Consider the following 15,940-nt stretch of genomic DNA (forward strand, 5'->3'; position numbering starts at 1 on the left):
CGGCTCCCCTCACTCGTCACGAGACGCGCCGCACAGACATGGCGGCGCGCGATGTGTGACGAGTGTAGGAAGCGGGCCGGGAGGCAGGCACCGGATTTTCTTCCCGGCCCGAAGGCAGGAGACAGCCCGCGCGGTCCCCGAACTGCCCGCCTGCGGCCGGCCCGTGGTCCGTCACCGGGCCGCGGGCTGTGCGCGCAGGTCGAAGACGTGCCCCGGCGTGGCGATCCTCGTGACGGCTTCGCCGAACAGCGTGCTGGGCTCCTGACCGTCATGGTCGACATCGGTGTTGAGCAGGATCACGAGCGTCGCCCGCGCCGACGGGAGGTACACCGTCAGGGACTCGTAGCCCGGCAGGGATCCGTTGTGCCCGAGCCAGCCCCGTACGTTGAAGATGCCGAGTCCGTACCCCGCGCCGCGGATCGCGGTCGGGGGAGTGGTCAGACGCTGTTTCTGCAGGGCGGGGCTGATCAGCGGGCCGCCGTTCGGGAGCGTGCCCGTGGCCACCGTGCGCGCCCACACGCTCAGATCGTGCAGATCGGAGATCATCGCTCCGGCCGCCCAGCCCCAGGAGGGGTTCCAGTCGGTCGCGTCCTCGGTCTTCCCGCTCGCGGTCTGGTCCGTGTACCCCTGCGCATGCTGGGCCGGGAACGCCGCGTCGGACGGGAACGACGTGTGGTCCAGCCCGGCCGGGGCGAGGACGTTCTTCTCGATGAAGTCCCCGAGCCGCTCACCGCTGACCTTCTCGACGACCAGACCGAGCAGGACGAGGTTGGTGTTGCAGTAGTCGAACTTCTCCCCCGGCGAGAACTGCACGGGGTGCCCGAAGGAGTAGTCCAGCAGCTGCCGCGGTGTGAAGGAACGCCGCGGATCGGACGTCAGTGCCCGGTAGAAGCCGTCGTCCTCGGAGTAGTTGAACAGCCCGCTGCGCATCCCGGCCAGGTCGCGCAGGGTGATCCTGTCCCCGTTCGGCACGCCGTCGACGTACTTCCAGATGGGATCGTCCAGGCCGGCCCTGCCCAGGTCGACGAGCTGGAGCAGGGCCGTCACGGTGAACGTCTTGGTCTCACTGCCGATCCGCATGTCGAGGTTCCGGGACATCCGCTTCCCGTCGGCCTTGTCCGCGACCCCGAACGACCGCACGTATTTGCCCCTGTCGGCCATCCACAGCCCCACGGTCACCCCCGGCACATCCGCCTCCCGCATGACCCGGCGCACGGCCGCGTCGAGTTGCCGCCGCACGTCGGGGGTGAGTCCCCGTACGTCCTGAGTGGCCAACGGCGAGGCGTCGGGCGGTAGGTGCGGCAGGGCGACGGTGACGGCGTTGGTGTCCGGCTCCGGCATACCGAACGTGGCCGCGGCGACGAGCGGCAGCAGGAGCGTCCCTGCCGTGGCGACCGTCGCGGCCGCCCTGCGCAGCCGTCCACGCGAATGCGTCATGGGCTGACTCCAACCGGGCCGCGGAGCACGGCCTGCCGTAGGTCACGACCCCCGAGGTTCGAAGTCAGCATATGTCGGGTGGCGGCGTGGCCCGCGGCGAGTTCCGCCAGGTGGGGGACGCGGCGGAAAGCGGTCGTGAGGGCAGGACGGGCAGGGCGGGCCGCCTCGTGTGCCGAGCCGGGCGGATTCCGCGGTGCGACCGGCCTGGTGTGGCCGGGCGCTCCTGTCGCCCGGCATGATGGTGCCGCTCACGCCAGGCACCGCCGGGCATCCCGGTCCCGTGGACGCCGGTGCCGTCTACAGGAGGTTCACGCTTGTCACGCCAGGTACTGACGGTCGGCCACGAGCGGCCGGGCAGCTATCGGACGATCGGTGAGGCCCTGGCGAGGGCGCGCAGCGGAGCCGTCATCAGCGTTTTCCCCGGTACCTACGCGGAGAACCTGACGATCACCACCCCGGTCACCATCGTCGCCGAACAGTCTCGCGGCACGGTCGAGATAGCCCCCCGCAGGGGCAGCGCGGTGGTGCTGAAGGCGGACGCCGTGATGCTCACCGACCTCGTGATCCGGGGCCGGGACGACGAACTGCCGGTCATCGACGTCCCGCGCGGACAGGTCGCGATGGACGGCTGCGAGGTCAGCGGCACCGCCTGGGCCGCGCTGCTGGTCCGGGGCAGCGGCTCGCTGGCCCTGCGGGACTGCCGGATCAGCAATCCGGGGGGCGCCGGGGTCGTCGCGACCTCGGCCGTGGACAGCTCCATCGAATCCTGCACCATCGAACACCTCGGCACATCCGGCGTGGTGATCGGCGAGAACGGCCGGATCACCGTGCGCGGCTGCACCATCCGTGACGCCCGCGGCAACGGCGTGCTCGCCAATGGCGAGGCCCAGGGCTCCGTCGAGGAGTGCGACATCTCCTCCACCGACAAGCCGGCCATCGCGCTGGAGGACCGCAGCACCACCCGGGTGCTGCGCACGGTCGTCCACGACACGAGCACCGGCGTACACCTGACCAGCCAATCCCGTACGACGCTCGACGACGTGCGGGTCACCGGCACCTCCGGACCCGGCGTGGTGCTGGGCGGCGGTACCGACCCGCTGCTGCGCCGCTGCCGCACGGCCCGCACCAAGAGCCACGGGCTGCTGGTCACCGAGCGTTCGCGGGGCACCTTCGAGGACTGCTGGCTGGACGCGGCGCAGGCGCCGGCGCTGCGGGTGACGGGATCGGCCTCCCCCGTCCTGGTCGGGCTGACGATCCGCGACTGCGCGGAGACGGCCGTGCTGCTGGAGGAGGACTCGGCGGCCGAATTGGACCGGATGGAGATCCTCGACGCGGCCGGGGCGGGTGTCTCCATACGCACCGGAGCCAATCCGCTGCTGCGCCGCGCCCGCATCAGCGCGCCGGGCGGCCACGGCGTCGAGGTCGTGAAGGACGGCCGGGGCCGGCTCGAGGACTGCGAGATCGAACGGCCGGGCGGCGCGGGCATCAGGTCCGAGGACGACGGCAACGTCTACGTCGGTGGCGGCAGCGTCGATTCGCCGTCCGCGGGCGGTCTGTCGATCGGCCCCGGCGGCATCATGACCGTCCGGGACTGCGAGGTCCGTGCGCCCGCCGAGGCGGGGATCATCGTGCAGGAGGACGGGGAGGTCACCGCCACCCGGGTGAAGGTGAGCGGGAGCACCGGTCACGGCGTCCTCGTCGCCGACGGGGGGCGGGCCTCGTTCAACGCCTGCGAGGTGGCCGCGAGCGCCAAGGACGGTTACCGGATCGAGAGCACTTCACCGGTGTCCGTCGTCAACTGCACCGCCCGCGACAACGCCGGAGGCGGCCTGGTCCAGGCCAGGCCCGGAGACCGGCTCGCCGTCGAGGGGCTGACCAGCAGCGGGAACGGCAAGCGGGACGCCTGGGGGCTCGGTGACGCCGAGGGCACCGACCCGGCGTCCGGCGGCGACGGCGACGCGGGGCTCACCCGCGAGGACGGGCCGCTGGCGGCGCTCGACGGCCTCATCGGTCTGGAGAACGTCAAGCACCAGGTCCGCACGCTCGTCAATCTCACCCAGCTCGCCCAGCGCCGGGCCCGGCTCGGCATGTCCGCGCCGCCGATGAGCCGCCACCTCGTCTTCGCCGGCCCGCCCGGCACCGGTAAGACGACCGTCGCACGCCTGTACGGCACCATCCTCGCCGAACTGGGCGCACTGCGCTCGGGACATCTGGTCGAGGTCTCCCGTGCCGATCTGGTCGCCCAGATCGTGGGCGGCACCGCGATCAAGACCACCGAGACCTTCACCAAGGCGCTCGGCGGTGTGCTCTTCATCGACGAGGCCTACACCCTGTTGTCCGACGGACGCAGTTCGGGCGCCGACTTCGGCCGGGAGGCCGTGGACACGCTGCTGAAGCTGATGGAGGACCACCGCGAGGACATCGTCGTGGTGGCGGCGGGGTACTCCGCCGAGATGGAGGCGTTCCTCGCCTCCAACCCCGGTCTTGCGTCGCGTTTCTCGCGCACCGTCGAGTTCGAGAACTACGCGGTGCCGGAGCTGGTGGCGATCGTGGAGAGCATGTGCGCCCGCCACCAGTACGAGCTGGACGACACCGCGCGCAAGGCGCTCGCCCTGCACTTCGAGCGCATGCCGAAGGACGCCACGTTCGGCAACGGCCGGGCGGCCCGGCAGGTGTTCGAGGAGATGGTGGACCGGCAGGCGTTCCGGCTGGCGTCGCTGTCGGACGTCGGCGAACGGGACCTGACGCTGCTCGTGGCGGAGGACCTCGGTGAGGAGGTCGCCGCGGCCGTGTCGGGCGAGTCCGCGGCGGGGCAGGAGAGCGACCCGCTGGCCCGGCTGGGCGACCTCGTGGGCCTGGCCGCGGTCAAGCGGGACGTCACCGACCTGGTCAACCTGCTGTCCACCGCGCGCCAGCGCGAGGCCGCGGGGCTTCCGGTGCCGCGCATCAGCCACCACCTGGTCTTCACCGGGCCGCCCGGCACGGGCAAGACCACCGTCGCACGGCTCTACGGCGAACTCCTCGTCTCCCTCGGCGTACTGCCGCGCGGACAGCTGGTGGAGGTGTCCCGTGCGGACCTGGTGGGCCGGTACGTCGGTCACACCGCGCAGCTCACCCGCGAGGTCTTCGAACGCGCCCTGGGCGGTGTGCTGTTCGTCGACGAGGCCTACACCCTGACGCCCTCGGGGCCGTCCGCGGGCTCCGACTTCGGGCGGGAGGCGGTGGACACGCTGCTCAAGCTCATGGAGGACCACCGCGACGAGGTCGTGGTGATCGTCGCCGGCTACACGGAGGAGATGGAGCGCTTCCTGTCCTCCAACCCCGGTCTGTCGTCCCGCTTCTCGCGGCGGGTGGAGTTCCCGGACTACTCCTCGGACGAGCTGGTGACCATCGTGCGCCAGCACGCCACCTCGGCGGGATACGAATGCGGGCCGGGTGCGGGCCAGGTGCTGCGCAAGTACTTCGACTCGCTGCCGCGTGACCGCTCGTTCGGCAACGCGCGGCTCGCCCGCCAGGTCCTGGAGAGCATGATGACCCGTCAGGCCGGCAGGCTGAGCACGATGGCGGCGCCGGGCATCGAGGACCTGCGTCTGCTGGTGCCCGGTGACGTGCCCTGGCAGGAGCCCGTCGTGTGACGGACGGTGTCCGGCTGCGGTGCCGGGCCGTCGTGGGCCCGGCACCGTCGGCCCGGTACGTCCCGACCCGTCACCTCCGTCCGCCGAACTCCCATTCGTAGACCTCGATGCCGGCGTAGTGCTCCGGGGTGAGGACGGCACGTGCCGTGTCCGGGTCCGGGGCCCGGAGCAGCACCGCCGTGCCCAGCCAGGTGGCGGCGTCGTCGGACAGCAGAGGACCGTACGCGATCAGCCCGTCCCGGTCGGAGGGTACGTCGAGATCGGCGGCCGGACCCGAGCCAAGACCGAGCACCAGGTAGCGGTTGCCGCCGGTGCGCCCACCGGGGTAGTCCCACATGGTGCGCCCCAGCAGGTTGCGCCACCGGCGCAACAGCACGTCCCGGTACACACCGGCCTGGTGGTTGGGCTCGTCGAAGGCGAACGCACGCGCGGCCGCGGGATCGGGCAGGTCCACGATGTGCACGCTCCCGGTGGGCGTCTCACCGTCGTCGGCGAAGGTGGGGCCGCGAGCGATCAACTGGGCCGCGAACCGGTCCATGTAGGACCAGTGCTCTCCCAGCAGCTCGTCGCGCAGCGCGACGGAGCCGGGCCGGTCGCGGTGGTAGCAGAAGAACTCCATGCGCACAGCCTGTCCCGACCCGCCGAGCGGTCACAACCCGTTCCGCACGCGCCCTTCCCGGGCCTTCTCCCCGCGGGCAGGCACGTGACACGCCGGGCGGCGAAGGGCGGTTCAGCCCGTCCTGCGGCCCACGCCCCCGTAGAAGCCGATCGCCTCGGAACCTGCCGGCGGCGGGCTGTCCGGGCGCCAGAACGGGATCTGGGCCAGGCCCGGCTCGAGCAGGTCGAAACCGGCGAAGATCCGCTCGACCTCGACGCGGGACCTCAGGTTCAGGGTGGCGGTGGCCCTGTTGTAGACCGACTGCGCCTTGCTGCGATCGGCGAAGTCGCCCGTGGCGTGGGAAAGCACCAGGAAACTTCCGGCCGGGAGTGCGTCGCGCAGGGTGGCGACGATCTGCGCGGGGTTCTCGGCGTCTGTGATGAAGTGCAGTACGGCCCCGAGAAGCAGGGCGACGGGCTGGTCGAAGTCGATGACCCGGCGGACCTCGGGGTGGCCCACGAGGGCCAGGGGGGCGCGCAGGTCGGCGAGCACGATCCCGGTCGTCCCCGAGCGGCTGAGCAGCGCGTCTCCCTGTGCCTTCACGATGGGATCGTTGTCGACGTAGACGACGCGCACGTCCGGTGCCGGCCGCAGGGCGATCTCGTGGACATCGGGTGAGGTGGGCAGTCCGCACCCGATGTCGAGGATCTGGCGGACCCCTGTTCCGATCACATGGCGGACGGCGCGCTGCAGGAAGGAGCGGTTGGCCCGCAGGCCGGCCCGGACCTCGGGTGCGGCGGCGACGAGTGCCTCGCCTGCCTGCCGGTCCACTTCGAAGTGGTCCTTGCCTCCCAGCAGATAGTCGTAGATCCGCGCGGGGTGCGCCCTGCTCGTGTCGATCTCGTCCGTGCGCAAGCCGTCCTGTCCCACACCGCGCTCCTCTCGACGGCCCCACGGCCCCGCCCGTGTACGGCCGACGACAGTTTTCCACATCAACTCCCGCTTGCACGAGCGCAGTTGGGTCGTGGTGAATGAGGGAACGGCGCGGCGATCCGCCGGGTGCCGAGCAGCAGCGGCCTATGAGGGGTGCGCGAAGCCGGGGGCTTCCACGACACGCTCTAGTATGCGTGCCATGCGTCGCCTCCCCCGCTCCCTGCGAGCGCTGATACCGCTGGTCCTCACAACGGTGACGGCACTGGGGCCGACGTCCCCCGTGGCCTTCGCGGCGGGCACCACCGTACGGCTGCCGGTGCTGAAGTCACGGCTCGCCGACGGCGCCGCCTGCGCGGGTGCGTCGAGCGCGGTGGCCTCCGCGGTGCCGTGGGAACAGCACTCCCTGGGCCTGTCCGGCGTCCGGCAGTGGGGAAGCGGTGCGGGCGTGACGGTCGCGGTCGTCGACACCGGGGTCTCGCAGCAGGCGCCGACCCTGAAGGGCCGTGTCACGGCGGTCGGCGGCGCGGGCGTGGACTGCGTGGGGCACGGCAGTTTCGTCGCCGGGATCATCGCCTCCGCCCCGGCGAAGGGTGTGCGTTTCGCGGGGGTGGCCCAGGGGGCACGCGTCCTCGGGGTCCGGGGCACGGACGAGCACGGTGTCGCCACCGCCGCCGGTGTGGCGGCGGGCATCCGTGCCGCGGTGGACGCCGGGGCCCGGATCGTCGAGGTGTCCCCCGCCCTGGTGCAGGGCTCCGACGCCCTGACCTCGGCCGTGCGTCATGCCGCGGACCGGGACGTCCTGATCGTGGCCGCCGCGGTGCCCGACGCGCCCACGACCGCCACCTCGTCCTCCGCACCGCCGCCCCAGGACTACTGGCCGGCCGCTCAGCAGGGCGTGCTGTCCGTGCTCGACGTCGACGTCGCCGGCAAGCGCCCCGACGGGGCCTACACCCCTCGCTCCGCCGACCTCGCCGCGCCGGGCGACGGAGTCGTGGGCCCCGGCCCCAAGGGGACGGGACACTTCATCGGCTCCGGTGCGTCGCTCGCCGCGGCCTACGTCGCCGGTACGGCGGCGATCGTCCGTGCCGCTCATCCCGACCTCACGGCGGCACAGGTCGCCCGGCAGTTGACAACCACGGCCTATCCGGCGGACGTGCCGCGCCTCGACCCCTACGCGGCCCTCACCTCCGTGCGGGAGGCGGCCGCCGGGGCCGCACGGGCCCGGCCGGCCCCGCCGGTCCGTCTCCACTCCGATGGGGCCGGTGAGCGTGCTACCCGCCGTGCCGTCGTGCTCGCGGCGGCGGGCGCGGGAGTGGTCCTGCTGGTCGTCTGGGCCTCGGTCATCATTCCGCGCGGTCGGGCCCGCAACTGGCGCCCGGCCCGCCGCTGACCCCACCCCGACCCCGGACCGCGCGGCACGCCCACAACCGTGAGCGGCCCGGCGAACCGTGCGCTTCCGCCCCCGGCGGCTCGCGCAGGACTGGTTCCTACGGGCCGCACGGACCGTGGCGGCCATTCCCGCCGCCGAACCCCGACCGGCACCCGGCCCGCGACAGCCCGCCGCCCCGACGCAACCCCCGGCAAACCCACCGCCCCTGAGCAGCCCGGCCCACCGTGGAAGCGTCCCGCGGCAGGCCGCCCCGTGCGGCGGACAGCCGGTGTCCGCGGTCGAGGGCCCCGACGGCCGTGGCCGTTCGGGACCCTCGGGGTCACTCCCCCACGAGCGCCGTCTGGATCAGGGTCGGCTTGCGGCGGGTGATGTGCTGCGCTCGGCCCGGCGGCAGGTTGCGCGGCTTGATGGTGCCGAAGACATAGCCCTCCGACGGCGGGCAGGACATCAGCAGCCCGGGGGTGTTGACCTCGTCGAGCCGGCGCAGCAGCTGATCGTTGAGGCCTCGGCCCGCGCCCGTGGCCGAGCGGACGACCACCAGGTGGAGCCCCACCTCGTGGCCCAGGGCCAGATGGTCGAAGAGCGGCGCGAAGGGATGGTCGAAGGCGTTGCTGCCGCCGACCATGTCGTAGTCGTCGACGAGGACGAACAGTCGCGGGCCCGTCCACCAGTCCGCCTGCCGCATCCGGGCCGGGGTGATGTCGGGACCGGGCAGCCGCGTCTTGATGGCCCGCGCCGAACCGCCCACCAGCTCGCGCAGACCGTCGACCGAGACGGCATGGCCGAGGCGGTACTCCTCCGGCACCGCCTCGACCAGCTCGCGCCGGTAGTCCACGACCAGAATGCGGGCCTCGGCCGGGGTGTAGCGGGCCGTGATGGATTCGGCGACCACCCGCAGCAGGTTGGTCTTGCCGCTCTCGGTGTCACCGATGGCCATCAGGTGCGGGGTACGGCTGAAGTCGTGCCACACCGGGGACAGCGTCTCCTCGTCGAGGCCGAGCGGGATCCGCAGCCCCTCCACCACCTCCGGCGTCGGCAGTTCGGCGACCGGGAGCCGGTGCGGCAGCATCCGCACCGGCGGGGCGGCGGGCCCTTGCCACGCCTTGGCCACGCTCTCCACGAGCTGGGCCACCCCGTCGGTGAGGTCCTCGGCGCTGTCCTTGCCGTCGATGCGCGGCAGGGCGGACAGGAAGTGCAGCTTCGTGTCGGTCGTCAGACCGCGGCCCGGTGTGCGCGGCACGGTGGCGGCCTTGCGTACGTCGACCACCGAGTCCATCGTGTCGCCGAGCCGCAGTTCGAGCCGGGTGGCGATCTGGTCGCGCACCTGGGCGGACAGCTCCATCCAGCGGGCTGCGGCGACGACCAGGTGGATGCCGTAGTTCAGGCCGCGCGCGGCGATCTGGTTGAGGGTGGGGACGAGGGTGTCGAAGTCCTGGCGGACCGTGGACCAGCCGTCCACCACGAGGAAGACGTCACCGTGCGGTTCGTCGGGGAACTCGCCGGCCGCCCGGCGCCTGCGGTAGGTCGCCATCGAGTCGATGTTGTGGTCGAGGAAGAACTGCTCGCGATGGTTGAGCACCGCGGTGACCTCGGCCACCGTGCGGGTGATCCGTTCGCTGTCCAACCGGGCCGCGACCCCGCCGACATGCGGCAGTCCGCCGAGCGCGGAGAGCGTTCCGCCACCGAAGTCGAGGCAGTAGAACTGCACCTCGAGCGGGGTGTGGGTGAGCGCGAGAGCGGCGATCAGCGTACGCAGCACGGTCGACTTGCCGCTCTGCGAGCCACCTGCCACGCCGATGTGGCCGCCGCTGCCCGCGAGGTCCACGACGAGCGGGTCGCGTCGCTGCTCGAACGGCATGTCCACCAAGCCGACCGGTACCCGCAGCCGCCCGGTCCCCGGCCACCGCTGCGAGGTCAGTCCGCGATCGGCGTCCGGGGCGAGGCCGGGCAGCAGCGCGCCCAGGGTGGGCGGCAGGTCCAGCGGCGGCAGCCACACCTCATGGGCCGGAGGCCCGGAGGCACGCAGCCGGTCCAGTGCGACCGACAGCAGCGAGGGGCCGCTCTCGTCGGCCTCGTCAGCCGAGGGTTCCGGATCGGGCAGTTGGGCGGGGGTGCGCGGAACGACCCATCCCGCCGTCCACGGCACCACCTGACTGGCCACCCGCGCCTGCGCGGCGGCGCCCCGCCTGCGGCGATAGGCCCCGGAGACATAGGCGGCCCGGAAACGGGTGAGCGCCTCGACACCACTCTTCAGGAAGCCCGAGCCGGGCTGCGAGGGCAGCTGGTAGGCGTCCGGCACACCGAGCACACCACGGCTCTCCATGGCCGAGAAGGTGCGCAGGCCGATGCGGTACGACAGATGGCTCTCCAGCTGGTGCATGCGCCCTTCGTCCAGGCGCTGCGAGGCCAGCAGCAGATGCACTCCGAGGGACCGTCCGAGACGGCCGATCATGACGAACAGGTCCATGAACTCGCGGTGCGCGGCGAGTAGTTCGCTGAACTCGTCGACGACCACGAACAGGCTCGGCAGCGGGTCGAGAGCGGCCCCGGCCGCCCGCGCCTTCTCGTACTCCAGCGCCGAGGTGTAGTTGCCCGCCGCCCGCAGCAGCTCCTGACGGCGTATCAGCTCACCGTGCAGAGCGTCCTGCATGCGCTCCACGAGGGCGACCTCGTCCGCCAGGTTGGTGATCACCGCCGAGGTGTGCGGGAGTTCGTCCAGGCCGAGGAAGGTCGCACCGCCCTTGAAGTCGACCAGGACGAAGTTGAGGGTCTCGGAGGAGTTGGTGAGGGCGAGGCCGAGGACCAGGGTGCGCAGCAACTCGCTCTTGCCGGAGCCGGTCGCCCCGATCAGCATGCCGTGAGGGCCCATACCGCCCTGCGCGGACTCCTTGATGTCCAGTTCGACGGGCGCGCCGTCGGCACCGACGGCGACCGGCACACGCAGCCGGGCCGCGCCGGTGCTGCGCCGCCACAGCGTCTCCGGATCGTGGCGGTGCAGATCGGGGATGCCCAGCAGGGTGGTCAGTTCCACGTCCGTGGCCAGCGGCTCCGCGGTCTCGGCGGTCAGGCTCATCCGGTACGGCGCCAGCATCCTGGCAAGTGCCTCGGCACCCTTGGGTCCGACCCCGTCGGGCCGGCCCAGCGTCGTGGTCTGCTCCTTGCGGCTGCTGTCGGTGCGCACCAGGCGCAGCGAGTCGGACCGTACGTCGAGCCGCAGCGTGGTGCGGCCCGGACGCCAGCGCAGGGCGCCCGAGAGGTCGACGACGACGGTGTTGCGGAATCCGGGTCCGTCCAGTCGATGCCCCGCGGGCACGGTGACACCGTCCACCACGATCACGGTGAACGGCTCGTCACGGCCCGGCAGCGCGTCGGGGTCGAAGACGGGACGTTCGGTGAACTCCGCCCCGAGCAGGTCCTCCAGGTCGTTGAAGGCCGACGCCACCATACGGGCGGGTCCGGCACCGTCCTGCTCCTGCGGATGCAGATTGTGCGGCAGCCACTTGACCCACTCCCACTCCGCCCGCCGCTCGTCCGCGACACACAGCGCGATCCACAGTTCCTCCGGCGGATGGAAGAGCGCCAGTTGGCACAGCGCCGCGCGCACCGCGGACCGTACGGCCTTCTCGTCGCCGCGCAGCAGCACCCGTGCCCAGGACCGCAGGTAGAGCGCGATCGGCTGGTCCGGGACGGTGCTGTAGGCCCGTACGAACCGGCGCAGCGCATGCGCCGAGAGCGGGTCGAGGTCCTCCACCGGCTTGGTGGACAAGGGGGTCAGCCGCATCCCCAACTGCTGGTCGCCCACGGCGATACGGACCTCGGCGAAGTCGTCGTCCTTGGGCCGGCGCTCCCACAGCCGGGTGGTGCGCACCATCGAGCGCAGAGCCGTGGGCGCGGGGTGGCGCCAGGCCAACGCTTGTTGCTGTTCGATCACGGCCCGATGAACTTTGCGGCGGGTCTGGGACAAGTAGCGCAAATAGTCGCGCCGTTCGCCCCGCAGTCGCTGTTTGCGGTCGCTCCCCTTGCGCATCACCTGCCCGACCATCATGGCCCCTGCGGCCAGCACCATCATGCCGAGAGCCATGTAGGTGAAGACGCTGGCCGAGGCGCCGGGCCTGACGAAGATCAGCATCATGGAGACGGACATCATCGCCATGGGCAGATAGGTCCACACGGCAGCGTTGTCCGGCACCGTCTCCGGAAGCGTGGGTGGCTCCTGGAGGTTCAGCTCTCCCTGCGGCATCTGAGGCCCGCGGCGGCGGGCGGGACGGCGGAACAGGACAACGCTCAACGAACCGGCTCCTTAAACGGCGATGCCGTGTGCGGACGGTGTGCCCGATCGGGCAGGCGACCAGCGAATGACCCCCGGGCAGTTCACAGCCACCACGGCGGCCCCAGTAGTCTGCATGGGCAACACACGTACGTCCAAGTCGTCTCGGATGCCTCCCGGGAAGCGTGGCCCCCTTTCATGACTGACAGCTCGGTGGCCGGTCTGTGCCGCCTCACCGTCCGTGCCCCCGCCAAAGTGCTCGACCTCGCGGTGCCCGCCGACGTCCCCGTCGCCGATCTCCTTCCGATCCTGCTGCAGTACGCGGGCGAGGAACTGGAGGAGAGCGGCCTCGACCACGGCGGCTGGGTGCTCCAACGCCCCGGCGGCCGCCCGCTGGACGAGGAGGGCACGCTGGAGACCCTGGACCTCAAGGACGGCGAGGTCCTCCATCTGCGCCCGCACACCGAGGCACTGCCCGAGGTACGTCTGGACGATCTGGTCGACGGCATCGCCGGTGTCACCCGGGACACGCTGCACGGCTGGAGCACCGAGTCGAGCCGCCGTCTGCTGCGCGCCCTGGTCGTCGTCACCGTACTGACCGGCCTGGGAGTCCTCGCCTGGCCCGCCGGCCCGGCCGCGGCCCGGGCCGTCACCGCGGGCGTGGCCGGTCTGCTGCTGCTCGCCGGTGCCGCCTCCGCCGGGCGCGCGGTGGGCGACGCGGCGGGCGGGGCGACGCTCGGATTCCTGGCCGCGCCCAGCCTGGCGCTGGCCGGCTGGCTGCTGCCGGGCGGTGAGATAGCCGGCCCCGACGCCCACCATGTGCTCGGCGCCCGGCTGCTGGCCGCGGGAGCCGCGGGAGCCGGTGGCGCGGTGCTCGCCCTGGCGGCGGTGGCGGTGTACACCCCGTTCTTCCTCGCCGGTGCCGTGGTGGCGGTCGCCGCCGCGGTCGCGGGCGTCCTGATGAGCGTGCTGGATCTGTCCGTCGACGCGGCCGCGGCGGCGGTCGCGGCGGTCGTCGTGCTCTTCGGCGGTTTTGTGCCGGCCCTGTCCTTCCGGCTGTCGGGCATGCGGATGCCCGCGCTGCCGACGAGCCCCCAGCAGCTCCAGGAGGGCATCGAGCCCTACCGCGGCTCGGACGTCGCCACCCGCACGGAACTGGCGAGCGGCTGGATGACCGCGCTGTACGGGGCGACCGGTGTCGTCTGCGCGGGCTGCCTGGTCGCGCTCGCCCGGCGGCCCAGCCTGCCCGAGGCGCTCACCGCGCTCGCCCTGTCGCTGCTTCTGCTGCTGCACGGGCGGGGCATGGTCAACGCCGGGCAGCGGCTCACGCTGGTGGTGCCGGGCGCCTGGGGCGTGTTCCTGCTGGCCTTCCAGACCGCCGCCACACTGGACGCGGCCGAGCGGCCCACCCTCGTCGCGGGGCTGCTCGCCCTCGCCGCCGTACTGGCGATCGCGTCCTGGACGATCCCTGGCCGGCGCATGGCACCGTACTGGGGCCGCGCCGCCGAACTGTTCCATTCCCTGCTGGCGATCGGCCTGTTGCCGCTGACGCTGTGGGTGCTCGGCGTCTTCGGCGCCCTGCGCGCGATCAACGGCTGACCGGCGGACCAGAGGGGATCGAGAGGCACCATGCAGTCCAAGCGCGACCAGGTGCAGGCGCACGCATTCGTCATGAGCCGGCTGACCTCCGGCATGCTGCTGGCCGACCCGGACGCCCCGGAGAGCCCACTCGGGCGCACCACACGCGGCGTTGTCATCGGCACCGTCATCGCCGTGGTGATCTCGGCGGCCGCCGTGGTCTACGGGCTGATCAACCCCGGGGGCAACGACTCCTGGCGCACCTCGAACGGTCTCATCGTCAACAAGGAGACGGGGGGCCGGTTCCTGTACGTGGACGGCCGCCTCAGACCGGTCCGCAACTATGCCTCGGCGCTGCTGATCGGCGGCTCCGACCTCAAGACGACCGATGTGCGCACCGCGTCGCTGCGCGACACCCCGGTCGGCGCACCCGTCGGCATCCCGGGTGCCCCGGACTCCGTACCGGAAGCAGGCGACCTGGACGGCGGCCCCTGGCAGGTCTGTTCGGCCGTCGCCACCGTGGACAGCACGGCGGGCACGCGCACGGCCGCGCTGACCACTCTGGTCGCCGGCGCCCCCACGGACGGCACCGGGGTGGGCGCGGACCGGGGCATCGTGGCGACGGGGCCCGACAGGGCGACGTACCTGGTGTGGCGGGGCAGCCGGCTGCGGCTCGACAAGACGTCGGGCGCCGCCGTGTCCCTCGGCTACGGATCGGTGACCCCGCGCCCGGTGTCCGCGGCCTTCCTCGACGCCCTGGTCTCCGGACCCGACCTGGCAGCGCCCGCGGTGCCCGGCCGCGGCTCCTCGGGGCCGTCGCTGGGCGGCCGGGCGAGCAAGGTGGGCCAGGTGTTCCAGGTGCGGGTGCCCGGCTCCGACTCCCAGTACTACCTGCTGCGCAGCGAGGGCCTGGTGCCGCTGACCGACACCGGCGCCGCGCTCGTGCTCGGTGACCCGGCCACCCGCAAGGAGGCCTACGGCGGTGCGGCGCCCACGTCCGCCGTCATCGGTGCGGCGGCACTCAAGGAGCACGCCGCACCGGGCAGCGAGGGGCGCTCCCCTGCCTCGGCGGGCCTCCCGGACTCCCCGCCGCACGCGGTCGACGTGCCGGAGGGCTCGTCGGCCTGTGCCAGGGTGCAGCCCGGTGACGGCGGTACCCGGGTCACCACGGTGCTGGTGCCCGCGGGCTCGCTCGCCCCGGTCGTCCAGGCGGACTCCCAGCAGGCGACGGCGGCCTGTGTGCGGGTGGACGCCACCGTCGTACGTCCGGGCCACGGTGTGCTGGTACGGGCGCTCGGCGGGAACGGCGCGACGGTCGGCGACACGACGTACCTGGTCGCGGACAACGGGGTGAAGTACCGCGTGCCGACGGCGGCGGCGCTCCAGTCCCTCGGGTACACGCAGGGCGATGTGGAGGCGCTGCCCTCGCCCCTGCTGTCGATGCTGCCCTCGGGCCCGGACCTCAGTCAGCAGGCGGCCGTCGGCGGGACCGGCGCGGTGACCACACCGCCGGGCTGCGCGCCGGGCGGTGATCGCCTCGGCGCGGCGCTCGGTGGACTCGGCACGGCGGCCGGGGGTTCTCTGACCGCCACATTGCCGGGACGTTAAGGAAGTTGAACAACAACACGCGCAAGGAACACGTTTTCGCGGCGCGTTGCTCCACTACCTGAAGCAACTCTAATCTCACCAGAAGCAGATCATTCGTTCGACGGAAAGGCGAACCATGGCAGGCGATGGCCAGCAGTCAAGCGAACAGGCCACTCGGAACGGCATCCAGGCTCTGGAGTCGGCCTTCTCCGGAATCATGAAGTCGCGGCAGGACGTGGACGGCACCCGCGCCACCCTGTCCAGCGGTTACCAGGGCAGCGACGGCGGCCAGTACGGACAGCTCCTGCAGCAGTGGGACGAACAGGTCAACGTCATCCTGCGGAACCTGGAAGACATGGTCGACAAGCTCAACACGAGCCTGGTGGAGCACGGCAAGACGCAGGGCTCCTCCAACGACGCGATCAACCAGGCGTACAACTCCTCCGACGCGGTCTTCCACCAGCTCACCGGGTCCTGACCCGGCCCCGCACCACGTCCCTGCACCGACGACCGAG

At 72.3% G+C, this 15,940-nt stretch carries 9 protein-coding genes; 5 read left to right on the forward strand and 4 right to left on the reverse strand.

Going from position 1 to position 15,940, the window contains the following annotated elements:
• Positions 1 to 171 precede the first annotated feature (171 nt).
• Complete coding sequence (locus ADL25_RS16935; protein ID WP_059128580.1) at positions 172 to 1,437, reverse strand: serine hydrolase domain-containing protein; 1,266 nt, start codon at positions 1,435 to 1,437, stop codon at positions 172 to 174.
• 314 nt (positions 1,438 to 1,751) lie between these two features.
• Here ADL25_RS16935 and ADL25_RS16940 point away from each other — a divergent pair, with 314 nt between their 5' ends.
• Positions 1,752 to 5,072, forward strand: a complete 3,321-nt coding sequence (locus tag ADL25_RS16940) for a right-handed parallel beta-helix repeat-containing protein (RefSeq protein ID WP_059128581.1) — start codon at positions 1,752 to 1,754, stop codon at positions 5,070 to 5,072.
• Positions 5,073 to 5,142: 70 nt separating this feature from the next.
• Here ADL25_RS16940 and ADL25_RS16945 read toward each other — a convergent pair whose 3' ends face one another.
• Entirely contained in the window at positions 5,143 to 5,691 is a 549-nt protein-coding gene (locus ADL25_RS16945) for a YciI family protein (RefSeq protein WP_059128582.1), read from the reverse strand.
• 111 nt (positions 5,692 to 5,802) lie between these two features.
• The gene (locus ADL25_RS16950; RefSeq protein WP_059128583.1) at positions 5,803 to 6,600 is read right to left on the reverse strand and encodes an SAM-dependent methyltransferase; all 798 of its coding nucleotides are present in this window, start codon (positions 6,598 to 6,600) and stop codon (positions 5,803 to 5,805) included.
• A 193-nt stretch (positions 6,601 to 6,793) separates the two neighbouring features.
• Between ADL25_RS16950 and ADL25_RS16955 the strand changes: the two genes are divergently transcribed.
• Positions 6,794 to 7,993, forward strand: a complete 1,200-nt coding sequence (locus tag ADL25_RS16955; RefSeq protein WP_059128584.1) for a S8 family serine peptidase — start codon at positions 6,794 to 6,796, stop codon at positions 7,991 to 7,993.
• Positions 7,994 to 8,312: 319 nt separating this feature from the next.
• Here ADL25_RS16955 and eccCa read toward each other — a convergent pair whose 3' ends face one another.
• The gene (eccCa, locus tag ADL25_RS16960; RefSeq protein WP_059128641.1) at positions 8,313 to 12,233 is read right to left on the reverse strand and encodes a type VII secretion protein EccCa; all 3,921 of its coding nucleotides are present in this window, start codon (positions 12,231 to 12,233) and stop codon (positions 8,313 to 8,315) included.
• Between the two features lie 225 nt (positions 12,234 to 12,458).
• Between eccCa and eccD the strand changes: the two genes are divergently transcribed.
• The 3 genes from eccD (at position 12,459) to ADL25_RS16975 (ending at position 15,903) form a co-directional block, all read left to right on the forward strand.
• Positions 12,459 to 13,859 carry a type VII secretion integral membrane protein EccD gene (gene eccD, locus ADL25_RS16965; RefSeq protein WP_059128585.1) on the forward strand — a complete coding sequence of 467 codons (1,401 nt, stop codon included), beginning with the start codon at positions 12,459 to 12,461 and terminating at the stop codon, positions 13,857 to 13,859.
• Between the two features lie 30 nt (positions 13,860 to 13,889).
• On the forward strand, positions 13,890 to 15,446 hold the full coding sequence (gene eccB, locus ADL25_RS16970; protein ID WP_063805660.1) for a type VII secretion protein EccB: 1,557 nt from the start codon (positions 13,890 to 13,892) through the stop codon (positions 15,444 to 15,446).
• Positions 15,447 to 15,561: 115 nt separating this feature from the next.
• Positions 15,562 to 15,903 (forward strand): hypothetical protein, encoded by a 342-nt coding sequence (locus ADL25_RS16975; protein WP_059128586.1) that lies wholly within the window; start codon positions 15,562 to 15,564, stop codon positions 15,901 to 15,903.
• Positions 15,904 to 15,940 lie beyond the last annotated feature (37 nt).

The organism is Streptomyces sp. NRRL F-5122 (assembly GCF_001507435.1).
GTDB classification, from domain to species: domain Bacteria; phylum Actinomycetota; class Actinomycetes; order Streptomycetales; family Streptomycetaceae; genus Streptomyces; species Streptomyces lannensis.

Coding starts and splice junctions, on each gene's coding strand:
- eccD (WP_059128585.1), top strand. CDS start 12,459: ATGACTGACAGCTCGGTGGCCGGTCTGTGCCGCCTCACCGTCCGTGCC.
- ADL25_RS16945 (WP_059128582.1), bottom strand. CDS start 5,691: ATGGAGTTCTTCTGCTACCACCGCGACCGGCCCGGCTCCGTCGCGCTG.
- ADL25_RS16975 (WP_059128586.1), top strand. CDS start 15,562: ATGGCAGGCGATGGCCAGCAGTCAAGCGAACAGGCCACTCGGAACGGC.
- ADL25_RS16935 (WP_059128580.1), bottom strand. CDS start 1,437: ATGACGCATTCGCGTGGACGGCTGCGCAGGGCGGCCGCGACGGTCGCC.
- eccB (WP_063805660.1), top strand. CDS start 13,890: ATGCAGTCCAAGCGCGACCAGGTGCAGGCGCACGCATTCGTCATGAGC.
- eccCa (WP_059128641.1), bottom strand. CDS start 12,233: ATGCCGCAGGGAGAGCTGAACCTCCAGGAGCCACCCACGCTTCCGGAG.
- ADL25_RS16955 (WP_059128584.1), top strand. CDS start 6,794: ATGCGTGCCATGCGTCGCCTCCCCCGCTCCCTGCGAGCGCTGATACCG.